Below are 26,586 nucleotides of genomic sequence, written 5' to 3'. Positions count from 1 at the left end.
AATGTTTTTTATTTTAAAACTGCCCTCACTTCTCGTAGTTTCATGGTCATACTTACCGCTTCCTGATCAGCCCAATTACTATAATCTTGAATAGCATCTAAACGTTCCTGATCACTCAAATATCCCTCTTCTACCATCTGTTTGGAGTTGGCCACCTTTGACCATATTTTTAGTTTCTCTAGATGTAATGGATTACTACGCTCATAATGTTCATCTGCATTGAACACTTCTATTTGATCAAATCCATGCTCTTCAAATATTTCCTCCAGATCATAGCCTATTCTATTGTTCATACCAGCATCATTTCGCCACATGAGAAACATGTGATAAAAATGTTGCATGCTTCTTGGTATTTTTGGATTCCAATCTATCGCTTCATGATTATAATCTAAAATCGATACTTGCCCATTGGGCTTTAATAACGTTTTCAATTTATCAATCGCTTTATCTAGTGTTGAAATCCACTGGAAGGTTCTTGCTGATACGATTAAATCAAATTTTTCAATACTTTCAAAATCTAACAAATCGCAATGCACCAATTCCAGATTGGGTATGTTTTTGAATAAACTTTTTCCTTCGGTAATAAATGAGGCAGTATTATCAATTCCAATAACATAACCAGATGGCCCTACAATTGTAGCGATGTCTTTGGTGATGGCACCTGTTCCACATCCAATGTCCAAAATACGCATTCCAGGTTTTAAAGCAGACTTTAACGTACGATAATCCTGATCCAAAGTTCTTTGGTTAAAGGTGGTAGCGGAGCTCTGCGATTCTCTATGGATGACTTTATTTTCAGTGACTGCTACGGTCTGACAAATTTGGCACATAAGTGAAGTGATTAAAGAACAGTACTATTCATATTTAATTTATATCAATTCCCGTACATCCGTAATAATACCTGTAACAGCTGCGGCAGCGGCAGTTAAAGGTGATACAAGCATGGTACGAGCATTAGGACCTTGACGTCCTTCAAAATTTCTATTTGAAGTTGAAACACAGTATTTCCCTGCAGGAATTTTATCTTCGTTCATTCCTAGACAAGCTGAACATCCAGGTTCACGTAATTGGAAACCTGCGGCTTCGAAAATCTTGTCTAATCCTTCTTCGATGGCCTGTTTTTCTACTTGCTTAGAGCCTGGGACGATCCATACCTCTACTTGTTCTGCTTTTTGTTTTCCTTGAACAAAGGCAGCTACTTCACGTAAATCTTCGATGCGAGAGTTAGTACAGCTTCCAATAAAGACATAGTCTACAGGTTTCCCCAAGATCGGCGCATCATCAGTAAAGCCCATGTAGTTGAGTGCTTTTTGATAAGATGGTTGTTCAGATTCTGGTTGCGATTGTGTAGCAGGAATATGTTCGGTGATACCCATTCCCATTCCTGGGTTGGTACCATAGGTGATCATCGGTGCGATATCTGCTGCATCAAATTCTAATACCGCATCAAATTGTGCGTCATCATCCGAATATAATGTTTTCCAGTATGCTAGTGCTTGATCCCATTCTTCACCTTTAGGGGCAAATTCACGTCCTTTTACATAATCAAATGTTGTTTGATCAGGTGCAATTAATCCACCTCGAGCTCCCATTTCAATACTCATGTTACAGATGGTCATTCTTGCTTCCATACTTAAAGAACGGATCGCAGAGCCAGCATATTCAATGAAATAGCCTGTCCCACCTGCGGCAGAGATTTTTGCAATAATGTATAAGATAATATCTTTTGCACCTACTCCTTTTTGCAAATCACCATTTACTTCGATTTTCATCGTTTTGGGTTTTTGTTGCAATAAGCATTGTGTTGCAAAAACTTGTTCCACTTGAGAAGTGCCTATTCCAAAAGCAATAGCACCAAATGCACCGTGGGTAGAGGTATGGCTATCTCCACATACCATGGTTTTACCGGGAAGGGTAATGCCTAGCTCTGGGCCGATAACGTGTACAATGCCTTGATAGGGGTGACCGAGACCGTATAAATTAATTCCAAATTCAGCACAGTTTTTAGTCAACATATCGACTTGGTAACGTGATAATTCTTCTTTAATCGGAAGATGCTGATTTAAAGTGGGAACATTATGATCTGCCGTGGCGACAGTTTGGTTGGGACGAAATACCGGTAAGCCTCTTTTTCGTAAACCGTCGAATGCTTGTGGTGAAGTTACCTCATGGATAAGGTGTGTGTCTATATAAATAATATCTGGAAATCCTTCTTCACGTTTGACGACATGCGCATCCCAAATTTTTTCTACTAATGTTTTTGACATTTTCTTCTCTAATGTTAATTTTTTCAATTTAATTCGGCTGTTTTTAGGAACTTCCTAAAAACAGCCGAATTTTTGCAGTCTAAATTACGAAATTTTAAACAGTTTTTATAGCTTTCATTGCAGTCATTGCTTGACGTAATTTACGACCAACAATTTCTACTTCATGATTACGTAAAATTTCATTAATCTCCACTAATTGAGCATTATCTACGGAGCCGTCTTTACCCGTATTGTAATTCTTTCCTACTAAATCAGTTTGTACTGTTTTCATGAAATCAGCTAATAATGGTTTACAAGCTTGATCAAATAAATAACAACCATATTCAGCCGTATCTGAAATGACACGATTCATCTCGAATAATTTTTTACGAGCAATTGTATTTGCAATTAATGGAGTTTCGTGTAACGACTCGTAATACGCAGATTCTGGTTTAATGCCAGCTTCTACCATCGTTTCGAAAGCTAATTCAACACCAGCTCTGATGAAAGCAACCATTAATGTATAATTGTCAAAATACTCTTGCTCTGCAATTTTGACATCACCTGCTGGTGTTTTTTCAAATGCTGTCTCACCTGTTTCAGCTCTCCATTTTAAAAGATTGGCATCACCATTAGCCCAGTCTTCCATCATGGTTTTACTAAACTCACCTGAGATAATATCATCTTGGTGTTTTTGGAATAATGGACGCATGATATCTTTTAATTCTTCTGATAATTCAAAAGCTTTAATTTTAGCAGGATTGCTTAGACGATCCATCATGCCACTTACACCACCGTGCTTTAATGCTTCAGTGATTACTTCTACACCATATTGAACTAATTTGGAAGCATACCCTGCATCAATGCCTTGCTCCACCATTTTGTCGAAAGACAAAATAGAACCTGTCTGCAGTAAACCACATAAGATGGTTTGCTCACCCATTAAATCAGATTTTACTTCAGCAACAAATGATGATTTCAATACACCTGCTCTATGGCCACCTGTACCTACGCAATATGCTTTTGCTTCAGCCCATCCCTTTCCTTGAGGATCATTTTCTGGGTGAACAGCAATTAAAGTAGGAACACCAAAACCACGTACATATTCTGCACGAACTTCAGATCCTGGGCATTTTGGTGCGACCATGATAACCGTAATATCTTTACGGATTTGCATGCCTTCTTCAACAATATTGAAACCGTGAGAATATGACAATGTAGCTCCTTCTTTCATCAGAGGCATTACGGCGTTGATCACAGCTGTATGTTGTTTATCAGGTGTTAAGTTGATCACTAAATCTGCTGTTGGGATCAACTCTTCGTAAGTGCCAACATTAAAATTGTTGTCCGTAGCATTTTTCCAAGAATCTCTTTTTTGCTCAATAGCTTCTTTACGCAATGTATATGATACATCTAAACCGCTATCTCTTAAATTTAGACCTTGATTTAATCCTTGTGCACCACAGCCTACGATTACGATTTTTTTACCTTTTAAAGCATCCACACCGTCTGCGAACTCACTATTGTTCATAAACTCTGCTTGACCTAATTGATGTAATTGATCTCTAAGTGGTAGTGTGTTGAAATAATTTGCCATTGTTATTATTAATTTCTTATTGATGGTTTGTTGATTATTCTATTTATTATTTTTAATTACTCTGCGTTGTGCTTGGGCATATCCCCAGTGCAAATTATCGTGCGATAATGTCGCGATTAGTACTTCTTCGATTGTTTTCATCTCAGAACCATACGTTGCGGTCGCATACGGTGTGATGGATTTGAAAGTTCCCTTTGCATAGTCGCTTTGAATCTGATCGATCGTTGTTAGCGCTAAAGATTTAAATTCATCCACTTCTGCTTGCGTCACCTCGCGTGTTGGTTTTGTGTCTTTTTTATAATCGTCATTGTACTTTACCGTTGAAGCATTTGCTAGGATGCCAGTACGAACGTAGCTCAAAGTTTGAGTGGAAACAACGATATGTGCAAAATTCCAAAAGATATTATTATTGAATCCTTCTGGTATTTGGTTTAATTCGTCTATTGTTAAATCATCGATCAAGCGGATGAAGGCTTTGCGACTATTGATGATAAATTCAAATATATGTTGTGTCATTTTTTACTCTTTTTAATCGATTTATTTCATTACTCTAGATTGAAGCTAAGCCAAAGTGTGGTTACATGGTAAACACATTATCTCCTTTTTCAAGATATTCGTTTTCAACAACTTCTTCAGAAGGCTCTCTTCGCTCAAATTCTTTTAGCTTAGCATGAAATCCTGCACTTTCTTTAATGATAGCGATACGTGCACCGCGTACAAATTCGATTAAGTTATACTTAGTCAACTCTTCTGTTAGTTTATCAATTTCCTCTCGATGTCCAGCAGTTTCAAATACGGTGTAATCTTTGCGGATTACAACTGCAGATGCGCCATATTGACGCAATAGTCTTTCTACATATACTTTTTCGGTAATGATATCTGTTGGGACTTTATATAAAGCCTGTTCTTGCCAGATGACTTCATCATTCGTATTATAATAGGCTTTCAGTACTTCTACCTGTTTTTCAATTTGACGACACAATTTGCGGACTACTTCCTCAGCTTCCGCGATTAAGATTGTGAAGCGGTGAATGCCTTCGACTTCGGAAGGTGAAGTGTTTAAGCTTTCGATATTGATTTTTCTTCTTGAGAATATGGTTGATATTCTACCGATCATACCGATAGAATTTTCCGTATATATCGTAATTGTATATTCTTGTTTTTCCATTTTTACTTCAATCTAATTTCTGAAACACTAGTTCCTTGGGCAACCATAGGGAATACATTGTTCTCTTTGCCCACCATTACCTCTAGTAAATATGCGCTATCGTGATCCAACATGGTTTTTAACGCTGTTTTCAATTGATCTCTTTCAGATACTTTTTGGCCATCGATGTAGTATGATTTTGCTAGTGCAACAAAATCTGGACTTGTAATATTGACAAATGAGTATCTTTTTTCATTGAAAAGCTGTTGCCATTGGCGTACCATTCCCAAGAATTGATTGTTTAAGATCAAGATTTTTACTTTAGCACCAAATTGCATAATCGTGCCCAATTCTTGTAATGTCATTTGGAAACCTCCATCACCGATAATCGCAATAACATCACGATGAGGTGCACCATACCAAGCCCCTATAGCTGCAGGTAGACCAAATCCCATTGTTCCCAGTCCGCCTGAAGTGACATTCGATTTTGATTGTTTGAATTTTGAGTAGCGGCATGCGACCATTTGATGTTGACCCACATCTGTGGTGATGATCGCATTACCTTCTGTCAATTCGTTTAGTAAATTGATCACTTCACCCATGGTTAGTACATCACCAGTTGGATGAAGCTCGTTTTGGATGACTTCTTTAATTTCTTCTTTTTCTAACGTTCTGAATTGTGCCAACCAATCGGTATGGTCTTTTTTTTCAATCAATTCAGTCAGTTGTGGCAATGTTTCTTTACAATCTCCCCAAACGGCAACAGTTGTTTGTACATTTTTATCAATTTCTGCAGGGTCAATATCAAGATGAACTACCTTTGCCTGTTTCGCATATTTGTCAAGACGTCCAGTTACACGGTCATCGAAACGCATACCAATAGCGATTAAGACGTCACATTCATTTGTCATCACATTTGGCGCATAGTTGCCATGCATACCTAGCATTCCAACATGTTGTGGATGATCTGTTTCTAGTGCGCTCAGTCCCATTACGGTTGCCGCGGCAGGTATTCCTGACTTTTCTAAGAAAGCTTTAAATTCTTGTTCAGCTCTCCCTAGGATGATACCTTGACCAAATAAGATAAATGGTTTTTGAGCACTATTGATTAAAGCTGCAGCTTCTTGTACATATTCTTTTCTGACGATTGGAGAAGGACGGTATGAGCGTATGTGTGTACACTTTTCATATCCTAAATAATCGAATAACTCCATTTGAGCATTTTTTGTAATATCGATCAATACGGGACCAGGACGACCCGTACTAGCAATATGAAATGCTTTGGCTATTGCTGTAGGAATTTCTGATGCTTCTGTCACTTGGTAACTCCATTTGGTGACAGGTGCGGTAATATTAATGACGTCTGTTTCTTGAAAAGCATCTGTACCCAATAAACTAGCGAATACTTGTCCAGTGATACAGACGATAGGATTACTATCGATCATAGCATCAGCCAAACCAGTTACTAAATTTGTTGCTCCAGGACCAGATGTCGCAAATACAACACCGGTACGGCCAGAGGTTCTTGCAAAGCCTTGTGCTGCATGGATACCACCTTGCTCATGACGGACAAGAATATGAGTCAATTTTTCATTGTAATCATATAATGCATCATAGATCGGCATGATCGCTCCTCCAGGATATCCAAATACGGTATCAACACCTTCACACAATAAGGCTTCTAATACCGCCTGCGAACCTGTCAATTGATTAATAGGTTGAGGCTGCTTCGTACATTCCTTACTTTCAGTTTTTTCCAGCGTACTCATTATTTTTAATTTATTCGATTTGTAATTCTTTTGTTTTTGTTGATTATTCGGTCTTTTGCTTTATAGATCTGTTACACAGCCATCTGAAGCGTCGGAAACGGTTTTTGCGTATTTGTAAAGCACTCCCTTAGTTACTTTTAGTGCTGGTTGTTTCCATTGTGCACGTCGAGCTGCAATTGTTGCTTCATCTACTTTTAAGTTTAAAGTATTGTTGACCGAATCGATTTCAATGATATCATCATCTTCTACCAATCCAATTAAACCTCCTTTGTACGCTTCAGGGGTAATGTGTCCCACGACAAAACCATGCGTTCCTCCAGAGAATCTTCCATCAGTGATCAATGCAACCGATTTTCCTAATCCTGCACCAATGATAGCCGAAGTAGGTTTTAACATTTCAGGCATTCCCGGTGCTCCAACAGGTCCTTCGTTTTTAATAACCACTACATCACCTTTTTTAACGCGTCCTGATGAAATACCTACGATAAGATCTTGTTCGCCATCAAACACACGAGCTGGACCGACAAATTTCTCCCCCTCTTTTCCTGAAATTTTAGCAACAGAACCTTTCTCTGCTAAATTACCATAAAGGATCTGTAAGTGACCATTTGCTTTAATGGGATCACTCAATTTATGTATGATCTTCTGATCATAATCGATGACGGATTTCACATCTGCCAAATTCTCTGCCAGTGTCTTACCTGTTACAGTCAAACAATCACCATGCAATAAGCCTTCGTTCAATAGATACTTTAAAACAGCAGGGATACCACCATATTGATGTAAATCTTGCATTAAGTATTTTCCGGAAGGTTTAAAATCTGCTAAGACCGGTGTCTCATCCGACATGCGTTGAAAATCGTCTTGAGTGATGTCTACTCCTATAGATTTACCAATTGCAATAAAGTGCAACACAGCATTGGTACTTCCTCCTAAGATGATGATCGCACGAATGGCATTTTCAAATGCTTTACGTGTCATGATATCCGAAGGTTTGATATCTTTTTCTAATAAGATACGGATATATTTACCTGCTTCTAGACATTCATCTTTTTTATCTTGTGAAACAGCTGGGTTAGAAGATGAATAAGGTAAACTCATACCTAATGCTTCTATGGCAGCAGCCATGGTGTTTGCGGTATACATTCCGCCACAAGCACCTGCTCCAGGGCAAGTATTACGGATCACACCGTCATAATCTTCGTCGGATATATTACCACATATTTTTTGCCCTAAAGCTTCAAATGCGGAAACAATATTTAAATCTTCACCTTTATAATGGCCTGGGGCAATAGTTCCGCCATAGACCATAATCGCTGGACGATCCAGACGGCCCATTGCTATAATAGCTCCAGGCATATTTTTATCGCATCCTGGTATCGCAATCAATCCATCGTAATATTGTCCACCACAGATGGTCTCAATACTATCAGCGATAACATCTCTACTCACCAACGAGTAGCGCATACCTGCTGTACCGTTGCTCATCCCATCACTTACACCAATAGTACCAAACGTAAGACCTACTAAATCATTTGACCAAACTCCTTTTTTAACAACTTGTGCTAAATCATTTAGATGCATATTGCAGGTATTACCATCGTATCCCATGCTTGCAATACCTACCTGCGCTTTTTCCATGTCCGCATCCGTCAGACCAATACCATACAGCATCGCTTTTGCTGCTGGTTGTGTTTCATCTTGTGTGAATGTACGGCTGTATTTATTCAATATGTTTTCCTTATCAGATGATGACTTCATAGTTCTCGTTCTCTAATACTAAATTTTTATATCTTCTTTGAATAGAAGCACCTATTGTATGCTCCCAGTTTTCTTTATATATAATATGATCGACTTGTTTTATTCCTATGATCTCTGCTGCCGTTCCGGATAAAAAGGCTGAATCAGCTTCATGTATATCTTGAATAGTTAGTCGTTTCTCAATTAAGTCAATTCCTAATTTTTTGCAAATAAGGATGACATTTTTTCGTGTTATCCCAGGGAAAATATTCTGGATAGGGGGGGTGTAGATTTTGAAATCTTTTTCTATGAATAAGTTTTCACTTGAAGCTTGCGCTACATAACCATCTTGATCCAATAATAAAGCTTCATCAAATCCATGCTGGATTGCTTTGCTGCTAGCTAGGATTGAATTAATATATTGCCCTGATATTTTAGATGAAATCGGAAATGATTTTGAACTCGGACGTTCGATATCTGAAATTTCCACTTTCAATAAATTCTGACCCAAATATGGTCCCCATTCCCAAGCGGCCATCATGATTCTAGCTTCGGTTGATGAGGTCAAGTGCATATTAGATCCTGAAAATACCAATGGTCGAATATAGGCTGAACGTAAGTTGTTAATAGCAAGTAATTCATAAGCACGGTCGATCAACTCACGATTGTCCCAGGAATAAGGAATGTTAATCGCTTCACAAGATTTTTGTAAACGCTCGAAATGTTCGAGTGCCTTAAAAATACGAGGTCCATTATGGGTGTTATATGCCCGAAGGCCTTCGAACGCTCCATAGCCATAGTGTAATGCTTGCGTATACAAGTCAAGACCTGTCGCAAAAGCTTTGACGTATGATCCGTCTAAGTAAATTAATGTGTTCTCGTCGTAATACTTCATAGCCTATGATCTACCCCCTCTAGTAAATATTAAAAAATAACTTGTTTTTGTTTCCCTTGGGTAAATGTAATTTTAACCGTAAACTTTGGTGCTAAAATTATTTCTTTAAGTTACTCCGAATAAAAATAATTGGCAATAGCTATATTTGACTTTTTTGATTAAGTATATAATTTTGAATTATGTGTTTTTACAAAATTTAATTTTAACAATTTCAATAATATTGATATTTTAAAGTGCGTTAAGTAGACCGTATTTAAAATCGGTCTACTTGGTCTGAAAAATTTTTTTTTGATTTTTGTGTGAAATTCTTCTTAAAAAAGGATAATTGTGAATTTATTTGATTTTTTTATACACGCTGGAGTATCGGTTTTCGAATCCTTTTATTGGCTTAATAATTAGATTTTTGGTCATGAATGCTAGGTGTAAAATTCTTGTAAACTAATGGGAATAATTGGTTTATAATCATGTCAAAAATAAAAATGTACTGTTATATTTTATCTGCATTGTTACCATGATGTTAATATCTATTGGTAAAAGTGGATAAATAGCATCTATTTTTTAAATCTCTGGAAAGTTATAGACATCTTATTGGCATTTGTTAAGAAATGTATATAATAAGTGTAGTCAGTTATGATCTGATGTAGACCTTTGAGCCCTGATGTTTGGTGAAGAACAGTTTATATTTTGGTTTTATAAACATCATGTTGATAAAGGTATATAAAGTGTGAAGTTCTTCCATTTTCTAGGAGGTTATAAACATGTTGTAGACATCTTGTTGACAAGTGTTAAGAAAACGATATACGACGTATAACAAGTTATGATTTGAGATAGGTCTATAAGTGACCATTTAACTGGAAAGAATTTTTCCATTCATTTATAAACAAGATGTGGATATCTATTTGGGACAAGTGGATAAAAATACAAAAGCCTCTTATTTTTAAGTAAGAGGCTTTTAGATATCATCAAGAGATGAGTTATGCTTCAATAATTCCTTCAGCTAATATCGTAACGACATTGTTTTTAGCTTCTACCACACCACCTTTGATGCTTAAGGTTTGCTCGTCTTTACCTTGCTGAATAATTAGTTTTCCATCTTCTAAAGTAGAAATGATAGCAGCGTGATCTTTTAAGATTTGAAAAGATCCTGCAGTACCTGGAACAGTTACCGCAGTTGCATCACCTTCAAATACTATTTTGTCAGGAGTGATTATAGATAATTTCATTTTATATAATAGTATTTAGTAGTTCGTATTAAGTACTTAGACTTTTACACTGTATTTAGTATGGAGTATTTAGACTTTTGCTATCGATTAGCATCTAAAACCTTCATATTAAGTTTTCGAGATCTAAATACAAGCTACTAAATACTAACAACTAACTTAAACTGCTTCAGCTAATAATTTTTTACCTTTTTCGATTGCTTCTTCGATGCTACCTACTAAGTTGAAAGCTGCCTCAGGATACTCATCAACAGCACCATCAAGGATCATATTAAACCCTTTGATTGTATCTTTGATGTCTACCAATACACCTTTTAAACCTGTAAATTGCTCAGCCACGTGGAAAGGTTGTGATAAGAAACGTTGAACACGACGTGCGCGTTGTACGGTTAATTTATCTTCTTCTGATAACTCATCCATACCTAAGATGGCGATGATATCTTGTAATTCTTTGTAACGTTGTAAGATTTCTTTTACGCGCTGTGCTGTATCGTAGTGCTCGTTACCTAAAACAGCAGGGCTTAAGATGCGAGAAGTCGAATCTAATGGATCTACTGCAGGATAAATACCTAACTCTGCAATTTTACGTGATAATACAGTCGTTGCATCTAAGTGAGCAAATGTTGTCGCTGGAGCAGGGTCGGTTAAATCATCCGCAGGTACGTATACCGCTTGAACTGAAGTAATTGATCCGTTTTTAGTAGAGGTAATACGCTCTTGCATTAAACCCATCTCTGTTGCTAACGTCGGTTGGTAACCTACTGCAGAAGGCATACGGCCTAATAAAGCAGATACTTCAGAACCCGCTTGTGTAAAACGGAAGATATTATCAATAAAGAATAATACGTCTTTACCTTTACCATCTTCTTCACCATCACGGAAATATTCAGCAATCGTTAAGCCTGATAAAGCAACACGTGCACGTGCACCTGGAGGCTCATTCATTTGGCCGAATACGAAAGTACATTTCGATTCTTTCATCAATTCGGTATCGATAGCATCTAAAGGCCATTGACCTTTTTCCATCTCTTCCATGAAGTGCTCACCATATTTGATAATGCCTGATTCCAACATCTCACGCAATAAGTCATTACCTTCACGTGTACGCTCACCAACACCAGCAAATACAGATAAACCACCGTGTCCTTTTGCGATATTGTTGATTAACTCTTGAATTAATACAGTTTTACCTACACCGGCACCACCAAATAATCCAATTTTACCACCTTTAGAATATGGCTCTAATAAATCGATTACTTTAATACCTGTGAAAAGTACTTCAGTTTCAGTCGATAGATCTTCAAATTTAGGTGGAACATTATGGATTGAACGACCATTAGTTTTATCTAAATTTTTGATCCCGTCAATGGCATCACCCACAACGTTGAATACACGACCTTTAATTTCTTCACCAATAGGCATTTTGATTGGAGCACCTGTGTCGACAACTTTCATTCCACGAACCAAACCTTCGGTTGCATCCATAGAAATTGTACGAACACGTTCCTCACCTAAGTGTTGTTGAACCTCTAAAACGACACGTTGACCATTTTCTCTCTCGATAATCAAGGCATCGTAAATTTTAGGTAGATTTTCATTGTCGGCGAAGTTGACGTCAACCACTGGGCCGATAATCTGCGCTATTTTACCAATATTGGGCATATTATGGGGACTAAATATTTATTAATCAATTTTATAAAGGCAATATAAACCGCCTCTTTTTGGTCAGCAAAAATAAGCTTATTGTCGCTGAAAAACAAATAGAAATTTCAATTAAATTCTTTTTTATTGAAATATGTCAATTTGTTATTCATTCTATTAATATATGTTCTCTAAAAAAGATAATTTCAGCTTAATATGACGGCTTTATCCATTTTAAAGACACTATTCATCTTTTTTTGTCATCATTGGACAAACGATAAAAAATCCTGATTTTAATTCAAACATAGAACGAGTTTGAATCAAATACAACTCCGATCGTTACATATTTGTTGTATCATGGCGCTGATTATTCGAAAACATATTGAATTATTTATAAACAAATCCTATTCTCACTCTTTATCTCGAATAAAATAAGGGCAATTGCACGATGCAATTGCCCTTATTTTAAATGTATTAAAAATTCGTTACGATCTTTTGTTTAATTCATCTTGAAGTTGACGTTTTAATGCTTGTTCTTTTTCAAGTGCCTTTTTTCGGAATAACGCAAGCTCTTCTTGTGCTTGATCTGCCGTTTTTTGATATTCATCAGTATTTACTTTCGCTTTACGGTAAGAGAATAGAAAGGTTATTGTACTGATCAAGAGTACGGCAATGATTAACCAAACGATACTGCTATAAGCTGATTTGGTAGTATTGATTCCTAAAAAAGAGAAACTATCGGCTTTTTCTTGTTCCTGAGCCAATTGGTCTTTTAATATCTGAACACTATCTTGTAATCCTTTGGTTGTCGATCCGTAATTTGAGCTTGCAGATTTTAATGCAGTAATTTCTTTTTGAAGTTTGCTGACAGTATCTACTACATTTTTTCTGATGATCTCCAGATTTGATTTGCGTACCATCTTGAAATCATAATTATTTTTTGAAATGTAGTTCAAATGGTCAAACTGATTTGCAAGACTACCTTTACTCAAACCTTCAGGGCCAAATTTGTTAGCAGCTGCTGTTGTTGGTTGAGCTACTGGAGCTTGGGCCGAAGCGAATTGCTGATGAGCGCATAGAAGAGATACAGTTATAACTAGTGATTTTAAAATATGCATAGATGAATTAACGTTACAAATTTTTTACAAAATTAATGATTGCTTCTAATATATACTAAAAAGTTAAGATTTTAAGTTTAAATGTTGAAATATTTTTATTAAATGTGTATTTCTGCAAGATAAATAAAGAATATGCAATCCTAATTGTTTAGGTGTTCATCCTATTTGTTGTTTTAAAAATTACGCTTAGATGAGCACTTTTTTCACAAGTTCTCGATCGATTATTTTATGTACAGATCAATCGTTTTTTAGCTAGAGACTGCTCGTAAATTTAAATTTGATACCCAATTGAAAATTGCTAATGGTCTTAAATATTTCTTTCAAAGTTGCTTTTTCAATTTTAGTTAGACTATCGATTCGAATATAATTACTGGGTTCAGATTTTGAGGTTAAAATCTCATTAGTTTGATTTTTTAATCTCAGGGCCATCATGTAATAGTATGATTGATATAATTCTTCGTATTGTGTCTGATTGAAGATCCCGAGCTTAACCAATTTTTTAAGCCTTTCGCCAGTATTTTCTTCATAAATTCTATTTTTTAATGCATATACACGCACCAGATCCACAATTGGAGTCATCGCTTTTTTGATATTTAAAAATTCAGCAGTTCCAATGGTTTGTGTTTTTATGGCATTAAAAAATGTTAATGGTGGTTGATATTGCAAAGCATTCTTTGCGATGAAGGAGAAGAAGCGTTCATTTGGTTTTTGTAATTCTATATTTAAAAATAATTTAAGTTCATCGATGATTTCTTGATCTCCATAGAGTCGCCTACAATCAAAGAACGTTGAAAATTTAATCGCATTCTCGGGCATGGTATCTTCTATCCAATTTTTATAATTATTTTTCCAATGGGATAAAGAATGTGTCCATTTAGGATTGCTCGCCATAAATTCACCGGTACAGTATACAAATCCAATTTTATTTAAATAATCAGAGACTTTCTTTGCAAAAGTTAAAAAATAACTTCTAACAAGTTCACGATGTTCATTCGCTTTATCTTCGTATATAATGGCATTATCTTGATCGGTTTTGAGTGTTTGTTCCTTCCTGCCTTCACTTCCTGTTACCATAAAAACAAACTTTGCGGGAGGTTCTCCAATTTCTTGGATCACTTTTTCAATCACTTTGATTGAAATGGTATCGGCAATTGTGGTGATCACTTGGTTGGCAATTTCTGCATGGACACCGCGCTCTAGCAATTGGTTTATAATTTTAGGTACATTATTCCATTTATCTCCGAGCTCATCTATAGATTCAGCTAATTTTACAGATTGTATAAAAACTAAGGGAGATTGCCCTTGCTCACTTAGTAAGCGATTTCGGCTTAAAAAACCAACATATTTACCTTCTTTTTCGACTAAAAGATATTTGGTTTTCGTTCGGAACATCATGAGAACGGCTTCATATAGAAAGGCTTGATGAGAGATGCTGACAATCGGATTGTCCATCACCGACCCGATCGGTTGTGTAGCTTCTATTTGCTTCCCTAATACATTGTCGCGTAATGTTATATCTGTTGCGTATCCGATGATTTCTTCTTTTTCCGTTATAAAGATGCAGCTAATTTTATGTCTTGACATTTTTTGTGCTACTTCGAAAATAGGCGTATGGTAGGGAACGGATATAATATCTTTATAGATGATGTTATCAATCTTTCGAGAATATAACTGATCAGCTGCGTAATAACTTTCTTCAAATGGTGCTGGCGATTTTACGAAATGCGAAAAATCTTCTTCTAGCATTTTGCGTCCAAATGAATTTGTAAAGAAATGAAAAAAATCCTCATTGACATGACAGAGTTCAATAAAGTCTTTACGGGGCAATCGGTATATGGTTGTTCCTTTTTTGACCATGACAGATTTTAATGCCTTTTTACGGTTTAGCAGAATAGATATTCCTCCAAAGCAATAAGTATGATGATGGATCTCAATAGAATGTTTATTTTCACTAGTATCTAAGAAAAAAGTTTCGTATTCACCTTTATAAATGAGATCTATTCCTTCAATATCTGTCACATTCTGTCGGTAAAGCAGCTCTTCTTTTGTAAATGTATATTTCGTCATCAGGTCTACTAAACTTTTTTGCACGGAATCGGGCAAGAGTTGAAAAGGTTGAGTTGTTTTTAATAACGATAAAATAACCTCAGAATTATTCATATAAGCGGATTTAAGGTTGAAATATAGGAAGAAATTGAGCTTGTTGGTTTTCAACATCTGCTATTGAAAGTTCATTTCTGCGTATCATTTCAAAATAGCATTTTGCAGTTATTTCGGCATCTTTTTCAGCATGATGCATATTTTCGGGCAATGTTGTAAATAACGCTTCATGTAGGAGTGCTAGATTCATATAAACCATATTGGGATTTCGTACATACTTTTTGCTATGCCATAAGGTACAAAAATAGCGGAATTGTTCAAATGGGATAGGCAGTTTTACTCTAACAAATTCAGCGCACAAGACTTGTAAATCAAATGATAAGAAATGACCAACAATTAAAGGGTTATATTTTTTTAGATCATGTGCTAATTTTCGAAGTACGTTTTTTTTGTTGTCACCATGCTCTCTCAAAAAATGGGGTGTTAAACCATGAATTTTTTCTGATTCTCGACTTATAGGGATCAGTGGTTCATAGATGTATTTGTTTGTGCGTTTGATTTCATTAATCTCCATGTCAAATATGATCCATGCTAATTGCAATACATGAGGCCAATTTTGAATATCGCTGTATTTTTTATCCCATTTTTTAGGAAGATCGGAGGTTTCTGTATCCAGAAATAATATATACTTTTTCAAAAAGTGTGTCGCTATGCTATTTGTTATTAAAAATAAGTAAATTATCGATCATATGGAAAGCCAACAGGTAAAAAAAACGGATCGGCTACACATGTTGTACAGTTGTGTTTTTTTGAAACTCGGTAGGTGTGATTCCAAAAGACGCTTTGAAGCAAGTCGCAAAATAACGTGGATCAGAAAATCCGGTTGCAAATGCCACTTCGCTAACCGTAATTGATTTATCTTTTTCCATGATCTGACAGGCATGTTTTAAGCGAATATTTTTTATAAACTCACTCGGTGATAAATCAAGCAGTACTTTGGTTTTACGGTATAGTGTCGATTTGGATAGTGCGAGTATCTCCCCAAGCTTAATAATATCAAATTGATCGTCACCTAAGTTTTCTTCAACAACCTTGATCATTCGTTGTAAGAACTGTTCATCTACAGGAGTGTAATCCAAAGTTGCGATATTAATTTGTGTATTGTTATTGAAGTTGATCTGCTTCGTTCTTTTATTGATGATAAAGCTCTGAATTTTGGCTTCCAGTACTTTAATATCGAAAGGCTTACTGATATAGCCGTCGGCTCCAGCTTGATAACATTCAATTCGATCTTCTATACTATTCTTTGCTGTAAGCAATAATACTGGAATATGGTTAATTTCGGTATGCTGCTTGACAGCTCTACATAGGCTAAGTCCATCCATTTCGGGCATCATAATATCACTGACAATAATATCAATATCGACTTTGTTTAAAAGGTCAAGACCTTGTTTTCCGTCAGAAGCGACATGGACATGGTATTTCTTTGATAAAATACTTGACATAGTCTGCTGCAGATCTTCGTTATCTTCTACCAGTAAAATATGCAGTTTATGGAGGTCTCCAGAAGTGATTTCATGGATGGCTGTTTCGACATCATTAATTTCATAGATTAGTTGATCTTTTTTAGGAAAGGACTCATCCCATATTTGATATCCTTTGTTAAGGTAAAATTCCTTATCAACAGGTAGTATGATCTGGAAGCAAGTTCCTTGGTCAGGTAAACTCTCGACACTGATTTTCCCAAAGTGAATGTCTACTAATTCTTTGGTTACTGACAGACCAATACCATTGCTTTCTTGATTGACAAATGATTTATTGGTATAAAATGGTTTAAATATTTTATCTAATTCATCTTTATCGATTCCCATGCCGTTATCACGTACAAAAAGATAGAGCAGTTTTTGTCTATTGTCTTCTTTTATATAGTATGACAGGGTGATTTTACCATCTTTATGTGTGTATTTAAAGGCATTAGAGAGTAAATTGAAAAGGATTTTATCCATTTTATCCGCATCATAATAAACATCGGTTGTACATTCTCCATGATTGATTTCAAATTCAATATTTTTTCGAACGGCTAACGGGCTAAAAAAAACATGGCTCAATTGATTTATAAATGCGGGCAAATGTTCTTGACTAACTTTCAATTCCATCAAATTATTTTCTATTCTTCTGAAATCCAAAATTTGTTGTAATAAACGTTTTAAGCGATCTAGATTTAATCTCATTTTTTCGAACTGGCTTAAATGATGCTTTGTTGTCATTTGGACGTCGTCTACTAAGCAAGAAATAATGGTTAATGGTGTCAACAGGTCATGCGAAATACTTGTGAAATAACTGAGTTTGGATTGCGCCAGTGCGTGTGCATTTTCTTTTTCTATTTGCGCAATTTTTAGATCACTTCTTAATTTTAAACGGTGTAAAGTAAAATTAATAAAATAGTAAAATATACCGATCAGTAGGCATGCATATAAAAAATAGGCTAAATTGCTCTCATAAAATGCAGCTTTTTTGTAAATATTAATTTCGGTAATCGCCGTATTCCATTTATTATTTAAATCAGTCGATTTTATTAAAAATCGATAAGATCCTTTTCCTAGATTATTATATGCTGCGAATACCCGATCTCGGGATGCATTGACCCAATCCTGATCAATACCTTCTAACTTATAGGCATAGCGAAGTTTATTATCCTGGGTATAGCCAAGTGATGAAAAAGAAAATTCTATATTTTGATCGTCGGGTTCTAATGTCAGTATCTGTTGATTGAAATTAAATTTTTTTTGATTGGATTCAAGGACAATGGACTTATTATTAATCTTGATATCTGTTACTTGGACTTTAGCTCTATAATTTGGAATATTACTATTATCATCCAATCTAACCATTCCGTTATATCCTCCAAAGTACACCGAGTTTGATTTTTTATCAATCGTAAATGCTCTTTTGGAAAACATATTGACTTGCAGACTGTCAGTCGATGTAAATTCTAAGATGTCTTTATTGAGTGCATTTATTTTAAATATATTTCTGGTACTAGAAAGCCATACGGTATTATCTAGGCAAACGATATCCAGTAGTTGGTTTTTTCCAAATAAAGCCGAATTTGCTAATTCCTCCATTTTCTTTATACCAGTTTGATAATACAGTAAGCGATTATCTTTGGTTCCGATCCATAGGTTGTCATTTTTATCAATATCTAAGGATTCAATTTGATTCGTTTTAAGAATTGCCGTCGATTGACCAATATGTTGTAAGATCTGATCTGGATCATTTTTATTGATATAATAAATGCCGCTTCCCTTGGTGGCTATCCAGATGTTTGATTTTTTATCTTCAGCTATGCTAACCGCTTGATCTTTTATCTTTGTGATCAGCTTTATTTTCTTGCTGCTAGCATCTCTATATAATACACCTTGACTTGTTGCGATCCAAGTTCTCGACTGACTATCTTGGAAAAAGAAGATGGGAACCCCGGAGTGGTTTGCTTCACGCTTTAGATCTATCTTATGGTTTAACTTGATATTGTTATGCTGCTTTTCGAAAACATTTATAGTGGCTTCATAAGCAGAACCGACCCACAGTTCCTGCTGTACATCAATGGCACAGCTAGCTGCTCTAATGGAGATCAATTCTCGTAAATTGGCATTACTATATGTGTTTAATAAACCATCGTTTGGGTTTAAACTTCCAAAGCCAAAGCGCTCCAGATTGAACCAAAATATGCCCTTTTCATCGCGGTATAACATATTCACATTGGGCGCGATGCTATATCTACTTTTAATTTCTTTAAAGGTGTAATTTTGAATCAGGGGCTTATCAAAACTAATCGTTGAGATCCCTTTTCCACCGATAGAAAGCCACAATGTCCCTAATCGATCTTGATATATATCATTGAAAATATTGGTTGTATGATCAAAATAGGGAGCCATATTGACTTCTTTGAGTGCTCCGTTTATATATTGAAAGGTCGATATACCAGAAAACGAAAGGATCCAAATATAATTGCGATGCCGATCTTGCACGATGTTATAGAATAAATCTTCCTTTCCAATGTTTCGACGCTTGTTTTTAATTGCTATTTCTTGGTATAAGTTCTTCTTATTGTCCGGATTAAATAAGTAAACTCCATCTCCCCAGGTACATACCCAGAGTTGTTTGTTATGATCTTCAAATAGCTTGAAGGGATTATTACGTGTTCCAACTTTTGGATAAGCAATGAATTGATTTTTCTGTATATCTAACTTAAATAAGCCTTGTTCCCAAATTCCTACCCAAATATTGCCTTTTTTGTCTTCAAATATGGTATTAACAGTTCCTGATGGTAATTTATAAATAGAATTATGATCATCCTGATAATTTTGGATGATGGATAAGTCTTTGTTATATACCACAATACCGTTGTCAGATCCTACCCATAATCTGTTTTTTTTATCAATTAACAATGTTGTTATACGTGTTGTGGATTGTAGTTTGTTTTTGAATGGTTTGATCACATAACTTTCTTTTTCTAGCGTATATAACCCTTTCTCTGTACCTAGAATGAGGTAATTTTGATATTCTACTAATGTTTTAATGTTTTGATTTGTTGCTGTTTTGCCCTCTATGGTCTTTAATTTAAAATTAAGAATATTATACGCATCATACCTACTTAATCCCTGTGTAGAAGCAAACCAGATATAGCCATCCTTATCCTGACAAGTTTGATTGATGGTGAGGGAGGGTAATTCATTATTTTTAGCAATGGGATTCAATCCCATTTGTTGGCCATTAACTTGGATATGAAAAAGTAAATATATGATGAAGAAGAAGATTTGATATGTATTTTTCATAATCAATTGGTTTAATCTAATCAGATCTACAATTTGTCCTTGACTTCTAGCTGTTTTAATCGCCTTACTCTATAAAGCCGGTGAATTAATTAACATAAGAAGAAAGGGAGACATCATTTAATTCCTTAATAATGGTTAGCGCTAAATTGCTATTCCTTGCGTCTTAATTGAGTATCTAACTGGTTCAAAAGTCCGATTCAAATTGGTATCTTTTTTAAAGATATAGAATGTTATTTAAAATAAATGTAAAATAAACACTTATTTTTAAAAAAATGGGTTAAATGTCGTTTTCCGAGCACTATTGCTATATAGTAGATTACTCAAACTATTAAATGATCCAATTTTGTATGTTGAATAAACCCAAATTAAACATCAGATATATGCATTTTAGCTAGATTTGATTTGACCAATCTTCAATAATATTTAGATCTGCTAAACGCTGTTGATTGGATTTTTTTAACCTTAAAACCTTAAGATATGCGCAAATACTTTATTGTATATTTTCTTCTGATTACTTATTCTGTCTTTGGACAAGATCTTAAAAAGAGTGATGTTTTGGCTCAATTGAATCTGGCGAATCACTATTGGCAGTCCAACCATAAGCCTCAAGTTTGGGCATTTTGGGATCAAGCGGCTTATCACAGTGGAAATATGGAATTTTATAAAGAGTTTAAAAATAAAACCTTCTTAAAATATACGGAAGATTGGGCGAATTTTAATGAATGGAAGGGTGCAAAATCAACCGATAAAGCGAATTGGAAATATAGTTATGGGGAGACTGATGATTATGTGCTGTTTGGCGATTGGCAGATCTGTTTTCAAACGTATATTGATCTTTATCATATCGATCCCCAAGCTTACAAAATAGCCCGAGCTCAAGAAGTGATGGATTACCAAATTCATACCAAACAGCATGATTACTGGTGGTGGGCCGATGGACTATATATGGTGATGCCCGTGATGACCAAGATGTACAATTTAACTAAAAATCCGCTCTATTTAGAAAAGCTACATGAATATTTGGAGTATGCAGATGGTATCATGTATGATCAAGATGAAAAACTGTATTATAGGGATGCGAAATATGTTTATCCAAAACATAAGACTGCCCATGGAAAAAAAGACTTTTGGGCAAGGGGTGATGGTTGGGTATTCGCGGGATTAGCAAAAGTGCTACAAGATCTACCCAAAGACAATGCTCATTATAAACATTATGTAAAACGTTTTCAAGATATGGCCGATGCTATTGTAGCGTGTCAACAGAAGGAGGGTTTCTGGACGAGAAGTATGCTGGATCCAGAACATGCACCAGGTAAAGAATCTAGTGGAACGGCTTTCTTCACTTATGGACTTCTCTGGGGAATTAACAACGGGATTTTGAATCGTGAAGAATTTGATGGTGCAGCAAAAAAAGGATGGCATTATTTAAGTAATATTGCTTTACAGCCTGATGGGAAAGTCGGTTATATTCAACCTATCGGAGAAAAGGCCATACCAGGTCAAGTCGTTGATGCCCATTCCACATCACCATTCGGTGTGGGAGCATTTTTATTGGCGGGTGTTGAAATGTACAGATATTTAAACGAATGATGATGAAAAATGTATGGACATTATGGGTATTGATATGCTTCGCCACTGTGACTTATGGGCAGAAGAAAAATACTATAGCATGGAAAGAAACTTCAAGAGCCTTTTGGTTAAAGGAGATGGATCGTATGGCAAGACCGGTTATGCGTAGTTTGGCTCATGACAGTCTAAAGATCAATATGCCTCAAATTACTTCTATAGCGGTTGACAATAAAGAACATCGTATTCAAGTGCAATATGTAGAAGTATTAGGTCGAGTTTTAAGCGGAATATCGCCTTGGTTGGCTTTGAATGACGGTTCGGAAGAAGAGCAAATATTGAGAAAACAATATCGCAATTGGACTATTCAAGCATTAAAAAATGCCTTGGATAGTAATGCAAATGATTTTATGCGTTTTGATCTAGGTGGGCAGCAATTAGTGGATGCCTCATTTATTTCAGTTGCTTTTTTGCGTTGTCCTTGGTTATGGGATCAGCTGGATCCTGTAACTCAAGGCCATTTGGTCCAGGCAATCAAAACGACACGTCAATTTAGACCCGTGTTTTCCAATTGGTTACTTTTTTCTGCCATGAATGAAGCTTTTCTAGCCCAGTACAGTAAAGAATGGGATGTTATGAGAGTAGATTATGCCTTGCAACAATTGGAGCAATGGTATGTTGGGGACGGGATGTATATGGATGGTCCTCATTATGCATATGATTATTATAATAGTTATGTTATTCATCCTTTTTTATCTGGAATTATGGATGTCATCGAGCAAAAAACTAAAAATTATGATGGCATGTTTGCGAAAATCAAACTACGCAACCAACGATATGCCATTATATTGGAAAGGTTGATTAATACAGATGGTACTTTTCCACCATCCGGAAGATCAGTCATTTATCGTGGAGCAGCCTTTCACCATTTGGCAGACATGGCCCTGAAAAAACGATTACCCAAAGAGCTGACGGAGGGACAAGTCCGCGCTGCTTTATCTGCGGTTTTGAAGAAAACATTTGAAAGTCCATCTACTTATCATCAAAACTGGTTAACGATTGGTCTATATGGAGATCAGCCCGGATTAGGAGATTTTTATAACAATCAAGGAAGTCCATATTTATGCAGTACGATTTTTTTACCGCTTGGACTATCTGAACAAGATAGTTTTTGGACTTCAAAAGAAGAAGAATGGAGTTCTAAGCGTATTTGGTCTGGACAGGATTGGAAAAAAGATCAAAGTAAGACCATTCAATAAAAAGCTATTAGTCATGAGGTTAAGTACATTTTATAGGGTTTTATGGGTTCATTTTTATATGATCCTTTCCTTAAATTTCTGTTTTTCGCAAAACCCACAGGTTCAGACCATGGACGTTGGAGACGGTTGGGCCAAGAATACGGTCAATACAGCTGTTTTTCGAAAAAACTCTCTCGTCAGTGATGCGAAGTTTCAATACATAGCCTACTACAACGAGAAGGGAAAAGTTGTATTAGGAAAAAGAAAGTTGAGCGAGAAGAGCTGGCAGCTACAGGTTACTGAATATTCGGGCAGAGCTCAGGATGCACATAATATTATCAGTATCATGATTGATGGAGAGGGATATTTACATGTTTGTTGGGATCATCATAATGGTGAGTTACGATATGCTAGGGCAAAACAGCCATATACTTTGGATTTAGGGCCTGAGCGGTCTATGATCGGGAAAGATGAACAGTATGTTACCTATCCTGAATTTTTCAAAATGCCTGATGGCTCACTATTGTTTCTTTATCGTGATGGCGGTTCTGGGTCAGGAAATCTTGTGATGAACAGTTACGATCCCACGAATAAAAAATGGACTAGACTACATCGTAATTTAATCGATGGAGAAGGGAAACGAAATGCTTATTGGCAGGCTTATGTCGATAACCAAGGAACGATACATCTGTCTTGGGTATGGCGAGAAAGTCCTGATGTAGCCAGTAATCATGATATGGCATATGCTTGTTCAAAGGATGGAGGGCTCACTTGGGAGTCTACTGCTGGAGCTCAATATACATTACCCATAAACGAATCAACCGCGGAATATGCGGTGCGTATTCCTCAAAACAGTGAGCTGATCAATCAAACATCGATGGCTGCAGATGATGATGGTCATCCATTTATTGCGACTTATTGGCGCGCAAAAGGTTCTACTATTCCTCAATATAAGCTTATTTATTATAGGAAAGGTGCTTGGCAAGTCCGTTCTTTTGATTTTAGAAAAATGTCTTTCAGTTTGAGTGGACATGGAACAAAAGAAATACCTATAGCGAGACCCCAATTAATGGTCAAAGGTAAAAGAGACAAGGTTGCTGTTATGCTCTTGTTCCGAGATAAGGAAAGATTAAGTCGAGCTTCTGTATTGACCTTAAATAAGTTGACGGATAATGATTATCAACTATTTGATTTGAATGACGAATCATTAGGAGCATGGGAACCCAGTTATGATACTGAAATGTGGCGAAACAAGAGGAGATTATCGCTGTTTGTTCAAGCTACTGATCAAAAGGATGGTGAAGGACTTTTGGAGTCTGCTCCAAGCAAAGTTAGAGTTATTGAATGGACGCCTAGTCTAAAACCAATAAAAAATACAATCAAACATTAATTATGAAAAAATACCTCTTTAGGATGATATCCTGCTTCATACTCATTTTATTTTATCCCATGGATATGTTCGGACAAGGGACAAGAGATACTGTTTTTAATGTTAGAAATCCAGATCTGAATCTCAGTCCCTATACCGGCATGAACCGTCAACATTGGTTAGATGCAGCCGAATATCTTTTAAAGGGCGCGTTTAGTTATGTCAGTAATCTGGATAGCCCAATGGAGTTTCCTAAACAACCAGGAAGAAGCTATCCGAGAGATGGTATTCATACGGAAACAGAACGATTGGAGGGACTTTGTAGGACCTTGTTTATTGCTTTGCCTTTGATGAAGGAAAATCCAGATTATGAAATTGGAGGTCTAAAGATTTCCGATTATTATCGGCATCAGATTACGCAGCTAGTGAATCCACAATCTGCGAGTTTCATACCACCTTTACCCAAAAAAGGAGGACCAAGTCAAAAGCTTGTTGAATTCGGTGGTTTGGCAGTAGCGCTTATGGCTGCTCCCGAAATTTTATGGGATCCATTATCCCAAGAGAAAAAGGATATTTTAGCGCATACGCTCTTAAGTTATGGCAACGGACCTACTATTGATATGAATTGGCGTTTTTTTAATGTCATGATTTTAAGCTTTTTTAAGAGTAAAGGTTACCCGATACGTGAAGATTATTTAAAAGAATTGCTGGAGAAGTGTTTATCTGATTATAGGGGGGATGGTTGGTATAATGATCAGCCCTATTATGATTATTATAGTATGTGGGGGTATCAGATGTACGGAACATTATGGGCTACCTATTATGGAGACCAGATGTATCCAGATTATGCGAAGAGGTTCAGGACTCATTTGCGAGAAATGGTTAGTCATTACCCTTATATGTTCAGTAAGGACGGGGAGATGATTATGTGGGGGAGAAGTATTGCCTATCGAATGGGAGCTGCTGTGCCCTTTCCTCTGATGGGTTTTCTAGAGGACAAAAGCATCAATTATGGATGGATGCGACGAATTGCATCAGGAACACTGCTACAATTTCTCAAACAGCCTGATTTTTTATCTGAAGGTATTCCTACACTTGGTTTTTATGGAGCTTTTGAACCTGCTGTGCAGGAATATAGCTGTAGAGGGAGTGCTTTTTGGCTAGGTAAAATATTTTTAGGATTGCTTATTCCGGATGATAATATATTTTGGACAGCAAATGAAAATTTAGGTGCTTGGGAAAGGGAGATTCCAAAAGTGAATGTCTTGAATTCTTTTGCTCCTGATGCTGAAATATTGATTACTGATTATGCAGAAATTGGCGCAGCAGAGATCAGGGCTTGGTGTGATAGTAAGACAGTGGGTTATTATCAGGGAACTGAAAATTATAATAAGCTGGCTTATAATAGCGCATTTCCTTGGCAGGCGGATGGAAAGAATGGTGAAGTATCGATGAACTATATGTTTCATATCGATGGGACAAAATGGGAGGCACTTCGCCGCTATAAATTCAAAGGCTATCAGAATGGAATTTACTACAGGGATGCGGTATTAGCTTCGGATTCGACGATCAGATTGCAACTTGCAGATGTGATACTTCCTAATGGGATCTTGCGTGTGGATCAGGTGTATAGTCAACAAACTGCTGCGCTGCGTTTGGGACACTATGCTTTGCCTCAATATGAGGGTAGGGCAATTGTTGAGCATCAAATTAAATATAAAAAATGGACAGCAACGATCATCGACAATGGACAGTATCAGTTGGCTATTATTCCTCTTGAGAACTGGGGAAATGTTGAAATCGTAAGTGCTCAAGGTTTAAATCCAGTTACTGCTAACAGTAAAGTCTTGAATGTAATTGGAAATACCAGTGCAAATCAAAAGCGTTTGTTCGCGACGTTGATGTTATGGAAAAAATCGGGTGAGCAGTGGAAAAATGAAGAATTGTTCCCTGTAAAAAAATGGGAACTAAACTTGGATCAAGTAAAAATCAGTTGGAAAAATGGTCGTTATCAAACCGTGAGTTTGACAGCCAAAGATCAACTCTGATATTACCTTAAATAATTATTTTTCAAATGATCATAGTCCCGTGAAAGATGATTTGAA

General features: G+C 36.2%; 18 protein-coding genes. 4 read left to right on the top strand and 14 right to left on the bottom strand.

Going from position 1 to position 26,586, the window contains the following annotated elements; genetic code table 11:
* Nucleotides 1–8 precede the first annotated feature (8 nt).
* From AC06G9_RS19195 to AC06G9_RS19130, 14 genes are all read right to left on the bottom strand, one after another.
* On the bottom strand, nucleotides 9–830 hold the full coding sequence (locus AC06G9_RS19195) for a methyltransferase domain-containing protein (protein WP_480956951.1): 822 nt from the start codon (nucleotides 828–830) through the stop codon (nucleotides 9–11).
* A gap of 39 nt (nucleotides 831–869) precedes the next feature.
* A complete protein-coding gene (gene leuC, locus AC06G9_RS19190) occupies nucleotides 870–2,267 on the bottom strand; it encodes a 3-isopropylmalate dehydratase large subunit (RefSeq protein ID WP_045752787.1) in 1,398 nt (465 codons plus the stop codon).
* A 94-nt stretch (nucleotides 2,268–2,361) separates the two neighbouring features.
* Nucleotides 2,362–3,843 carry a ketol-acid reductoisomerase gene (gene ilvC, locus AC06G9_RS19185; protein WP_045752788.1) on the bottom strand — a complete coding sequence of 494 codons (1,482 nt, stop codon included), beginning with the start codon at nucleotides 3,841–3,843 and terminating at the stop codon, nucleotides 2,362–2,364.
* Nucleotides 3,844–3,882: 39 nt separating this feature from the next.
* Nucleotides 3,883–4,359 carry a DinB family protein gene (locus tag AC06G9_RS19180; RefSeq protein ID WP_293923886.1) on the bottom strand — a complete coding sequence of 159 codons (477 nt, stop codon included), beginning with the start codon at nucleotides 4,357–4,359 and terminating at the stop codon, nucleotides 3,883–3,885.
* Nucleotides 4,360–4,420: 61 nt separating this feature from the next.
* The gene (ilvN, locus tag AC06G9_RS19175; RefSeq protein WP_045752790.1) at nucleotides 4,421–5,011 is read right to left on the bottom strand and encodes an acetolactate synthase small subunit; all 591 of its coding nucleotides are present in this window, start codon (nucleotides 5,009–5,011) and stop codon (nucleotides 4,421–4,423) included.
* 2 nt (nucleotides 5,012–5,013) lie between these two features.
* Nucleotides 5,014–6,759: a biosynthetic-type acetolactate synthase large subunit gene (ilvB, locus tag AC06G9_RS19170; protein ID WP_480956950.1), complete on the bottom strand. Its 1,746-nt coding sequence runs from the start codon at nucleotides 6,757–6,759 to the stop codon at nucleotides 5,014–5,016.
* A 60-nt stretch (nucleotides 6,760–6,819) separates the two neighbouring features.
* Nucleotides 6,820–8,520, bottom strand: coding sequence for a dihydroxy-acid dehydratase (gene ilvD, locus AC06G9_RS19165; RefSeq protein ID WP_045752792.1), 1,701 nt, complete (start codon nucleotides 8,518–8,520; stop codon nucleotides 6,820–6,822).
* A complete protein-coding gene (ilvE, locus tag AC06G9_RS19160) occupies nucleotides 8,504–9,394 on the bottom strand; it encodes a branched-chain-amino-acid transaminase (protein WP_094773240.1) in 891 nt (296 codons plus the stop codon). Before ilvE ends, ilvD begins: the two co-directional genes overlap by 17 nt.
* Nucleotides 9,395–10,368: 974 nt before the next feature.
* The gene (gene atpC / locus AC06G9_RS19155) at nucleotides 10,369–10,617 is read right to left on the bottom strand and encodes an ATP synthase F1 subunit epsilon (RefSeq protein WP_480956949.1); all 249 of its coding nucleotides are present in this window, start codon (nucleotides 10,615–10,617) and stop codon (nucleotides 10,369–10,371) included.
* A gap of 156 nt (nucleotides 10,618–10,773) precedes the next feature.
* Nucleotides 10,774–12,276 (bottom strand): F0F1 ATP synthase subunit beta, encoded by a 1,503-nt coding sequence (atpD, locus tag AC06G9_RS19150; protein WP_045755061.1) that lies wholly within the window; start codon nucleotides 12,274–12,276, stop codon nucleotides 10,774–10,776.
* Between the two features lie 464 nt (nucleotides 12,277–12,740).
* Entirely contained in the window at nucleotides 12,741–13,373 is a 633-nt protein-coding gene (locus tag AC06G9_RS19145; protein ID WP_480956948.1) for a hypothetical protein, read from the bottom strand.
* A 252-nt stretch (nucleotides 13,374–13,625) separates the two neighbouring features.
* Complete coding sequence (locus tag AC06G9_RS19140) at nucleotides 13,626–15,533, bottom strand: DUF294 nucleotidyltransferase-like domain-containing protein (protein WP_480956947.1); 1,908 nt, start codon at nucleotides 15,531–15,533, stop codon at nucleotides 13,626–13,628.
* Between the two features lie 10 nt (nucleotides 15,534–15,543).
* On the bottom strand, nucleotides 15,544–16,170 hold the full coding sequence (locus AC06G9_RS19135; RefSeq protein WP_248755574.1) for a 3'-5' exonuclease: 627 nt from the start codon (nucleotides 16,168–16,170) through the stop codon (nucleotides 15,544–15,546).
* 85 nt (nucleotides 16,171–16,255) lie between these two features.
* Nucleotides 16,256–20,308: a hybrid sensor histidine kinase/response regulator transcription factor gene (locus tag AC06G9_RS19130; RefSeq protein ID WP_480956946.1), complete on the bottom strand. Its 4,053-nt coding sequence runs from the start codon at nucleotides 20,306–20,308 to the stop codon at nucleotides 16,256–16,258.
* A gap of 477 nt (nucleotides 20,309–20,785) precedes the next feature.
* Here AC06G9_RS19130 and AC06G9_RS19125 point away from each other — a divergent pair, with 477 nt between their 5' ends.
* From AC06G9_RS19125 to AC06G9_RS19110, 4 genes are read left to right on the top strand one after another with little or no spacing between them, the layout of a single operon-like run.
* A complete protein-coding gene (locus tag AC06G9_RS19125) occupies nucleotides 20,786–21,898 on the top strand; it encodes a glycoside hydrolase family 88/105 protein (protein ID WP_480956945.1) in 1,113 nt (370 codons plus the stop codon).
* Nucleotides 21,895–23,133 (top strand): DUF2264 domain-containing protein, encoded by a 1,239-nt coding sequence (locus tag AC06G9_RS19120; RefSeq protein WP_480956944.1) that lies wholly within the window; start codon nucleotides 21,895–21,897, stop codon nucleotides 23,131–23,133. Before AC06G9_RS19125 ends, AC06G9_RS19120 begins: the two co-directional genes overlap by 4 nt.
* A 13-nt stretch (nucleotides 23,134–23,146) precedes the next feature.
* Nucleotides 23,147–24,502 (top strand): BNR repeat-containing protein, encoded by a 1,356-nt coding sequence (locus AC06G9_RS19115; RefSeq protein WP_480956943.1) that lies wholly within the window; start codon nucleotides 23,147–23,149, stop codon nucleotides 24,500–24,502.
* 2 nt (nucleotides 24,503–24,504) lie between these two features.
* A complete protein-coding gene (locus AC06G9_RS19110) occupies nucleotides 24,505–26,529 on the top strand; it encodes a DUF2264 domain-containing protein (protein ID WP_480956942.1) in 2,025 nt (674 codons plus the stop codon).
* Nucleotides 26,530–26,586 lie beyond the last annotated feature (57 nt).

The sequence above is a fragment of the Sphingobacterium sp. MAE genome, assembly GCF_056711605.1.
Note: the sequence above shows the minus strand (reverse complement) of the source record. Positions and strands in the feature narration are given on the sequence as shown.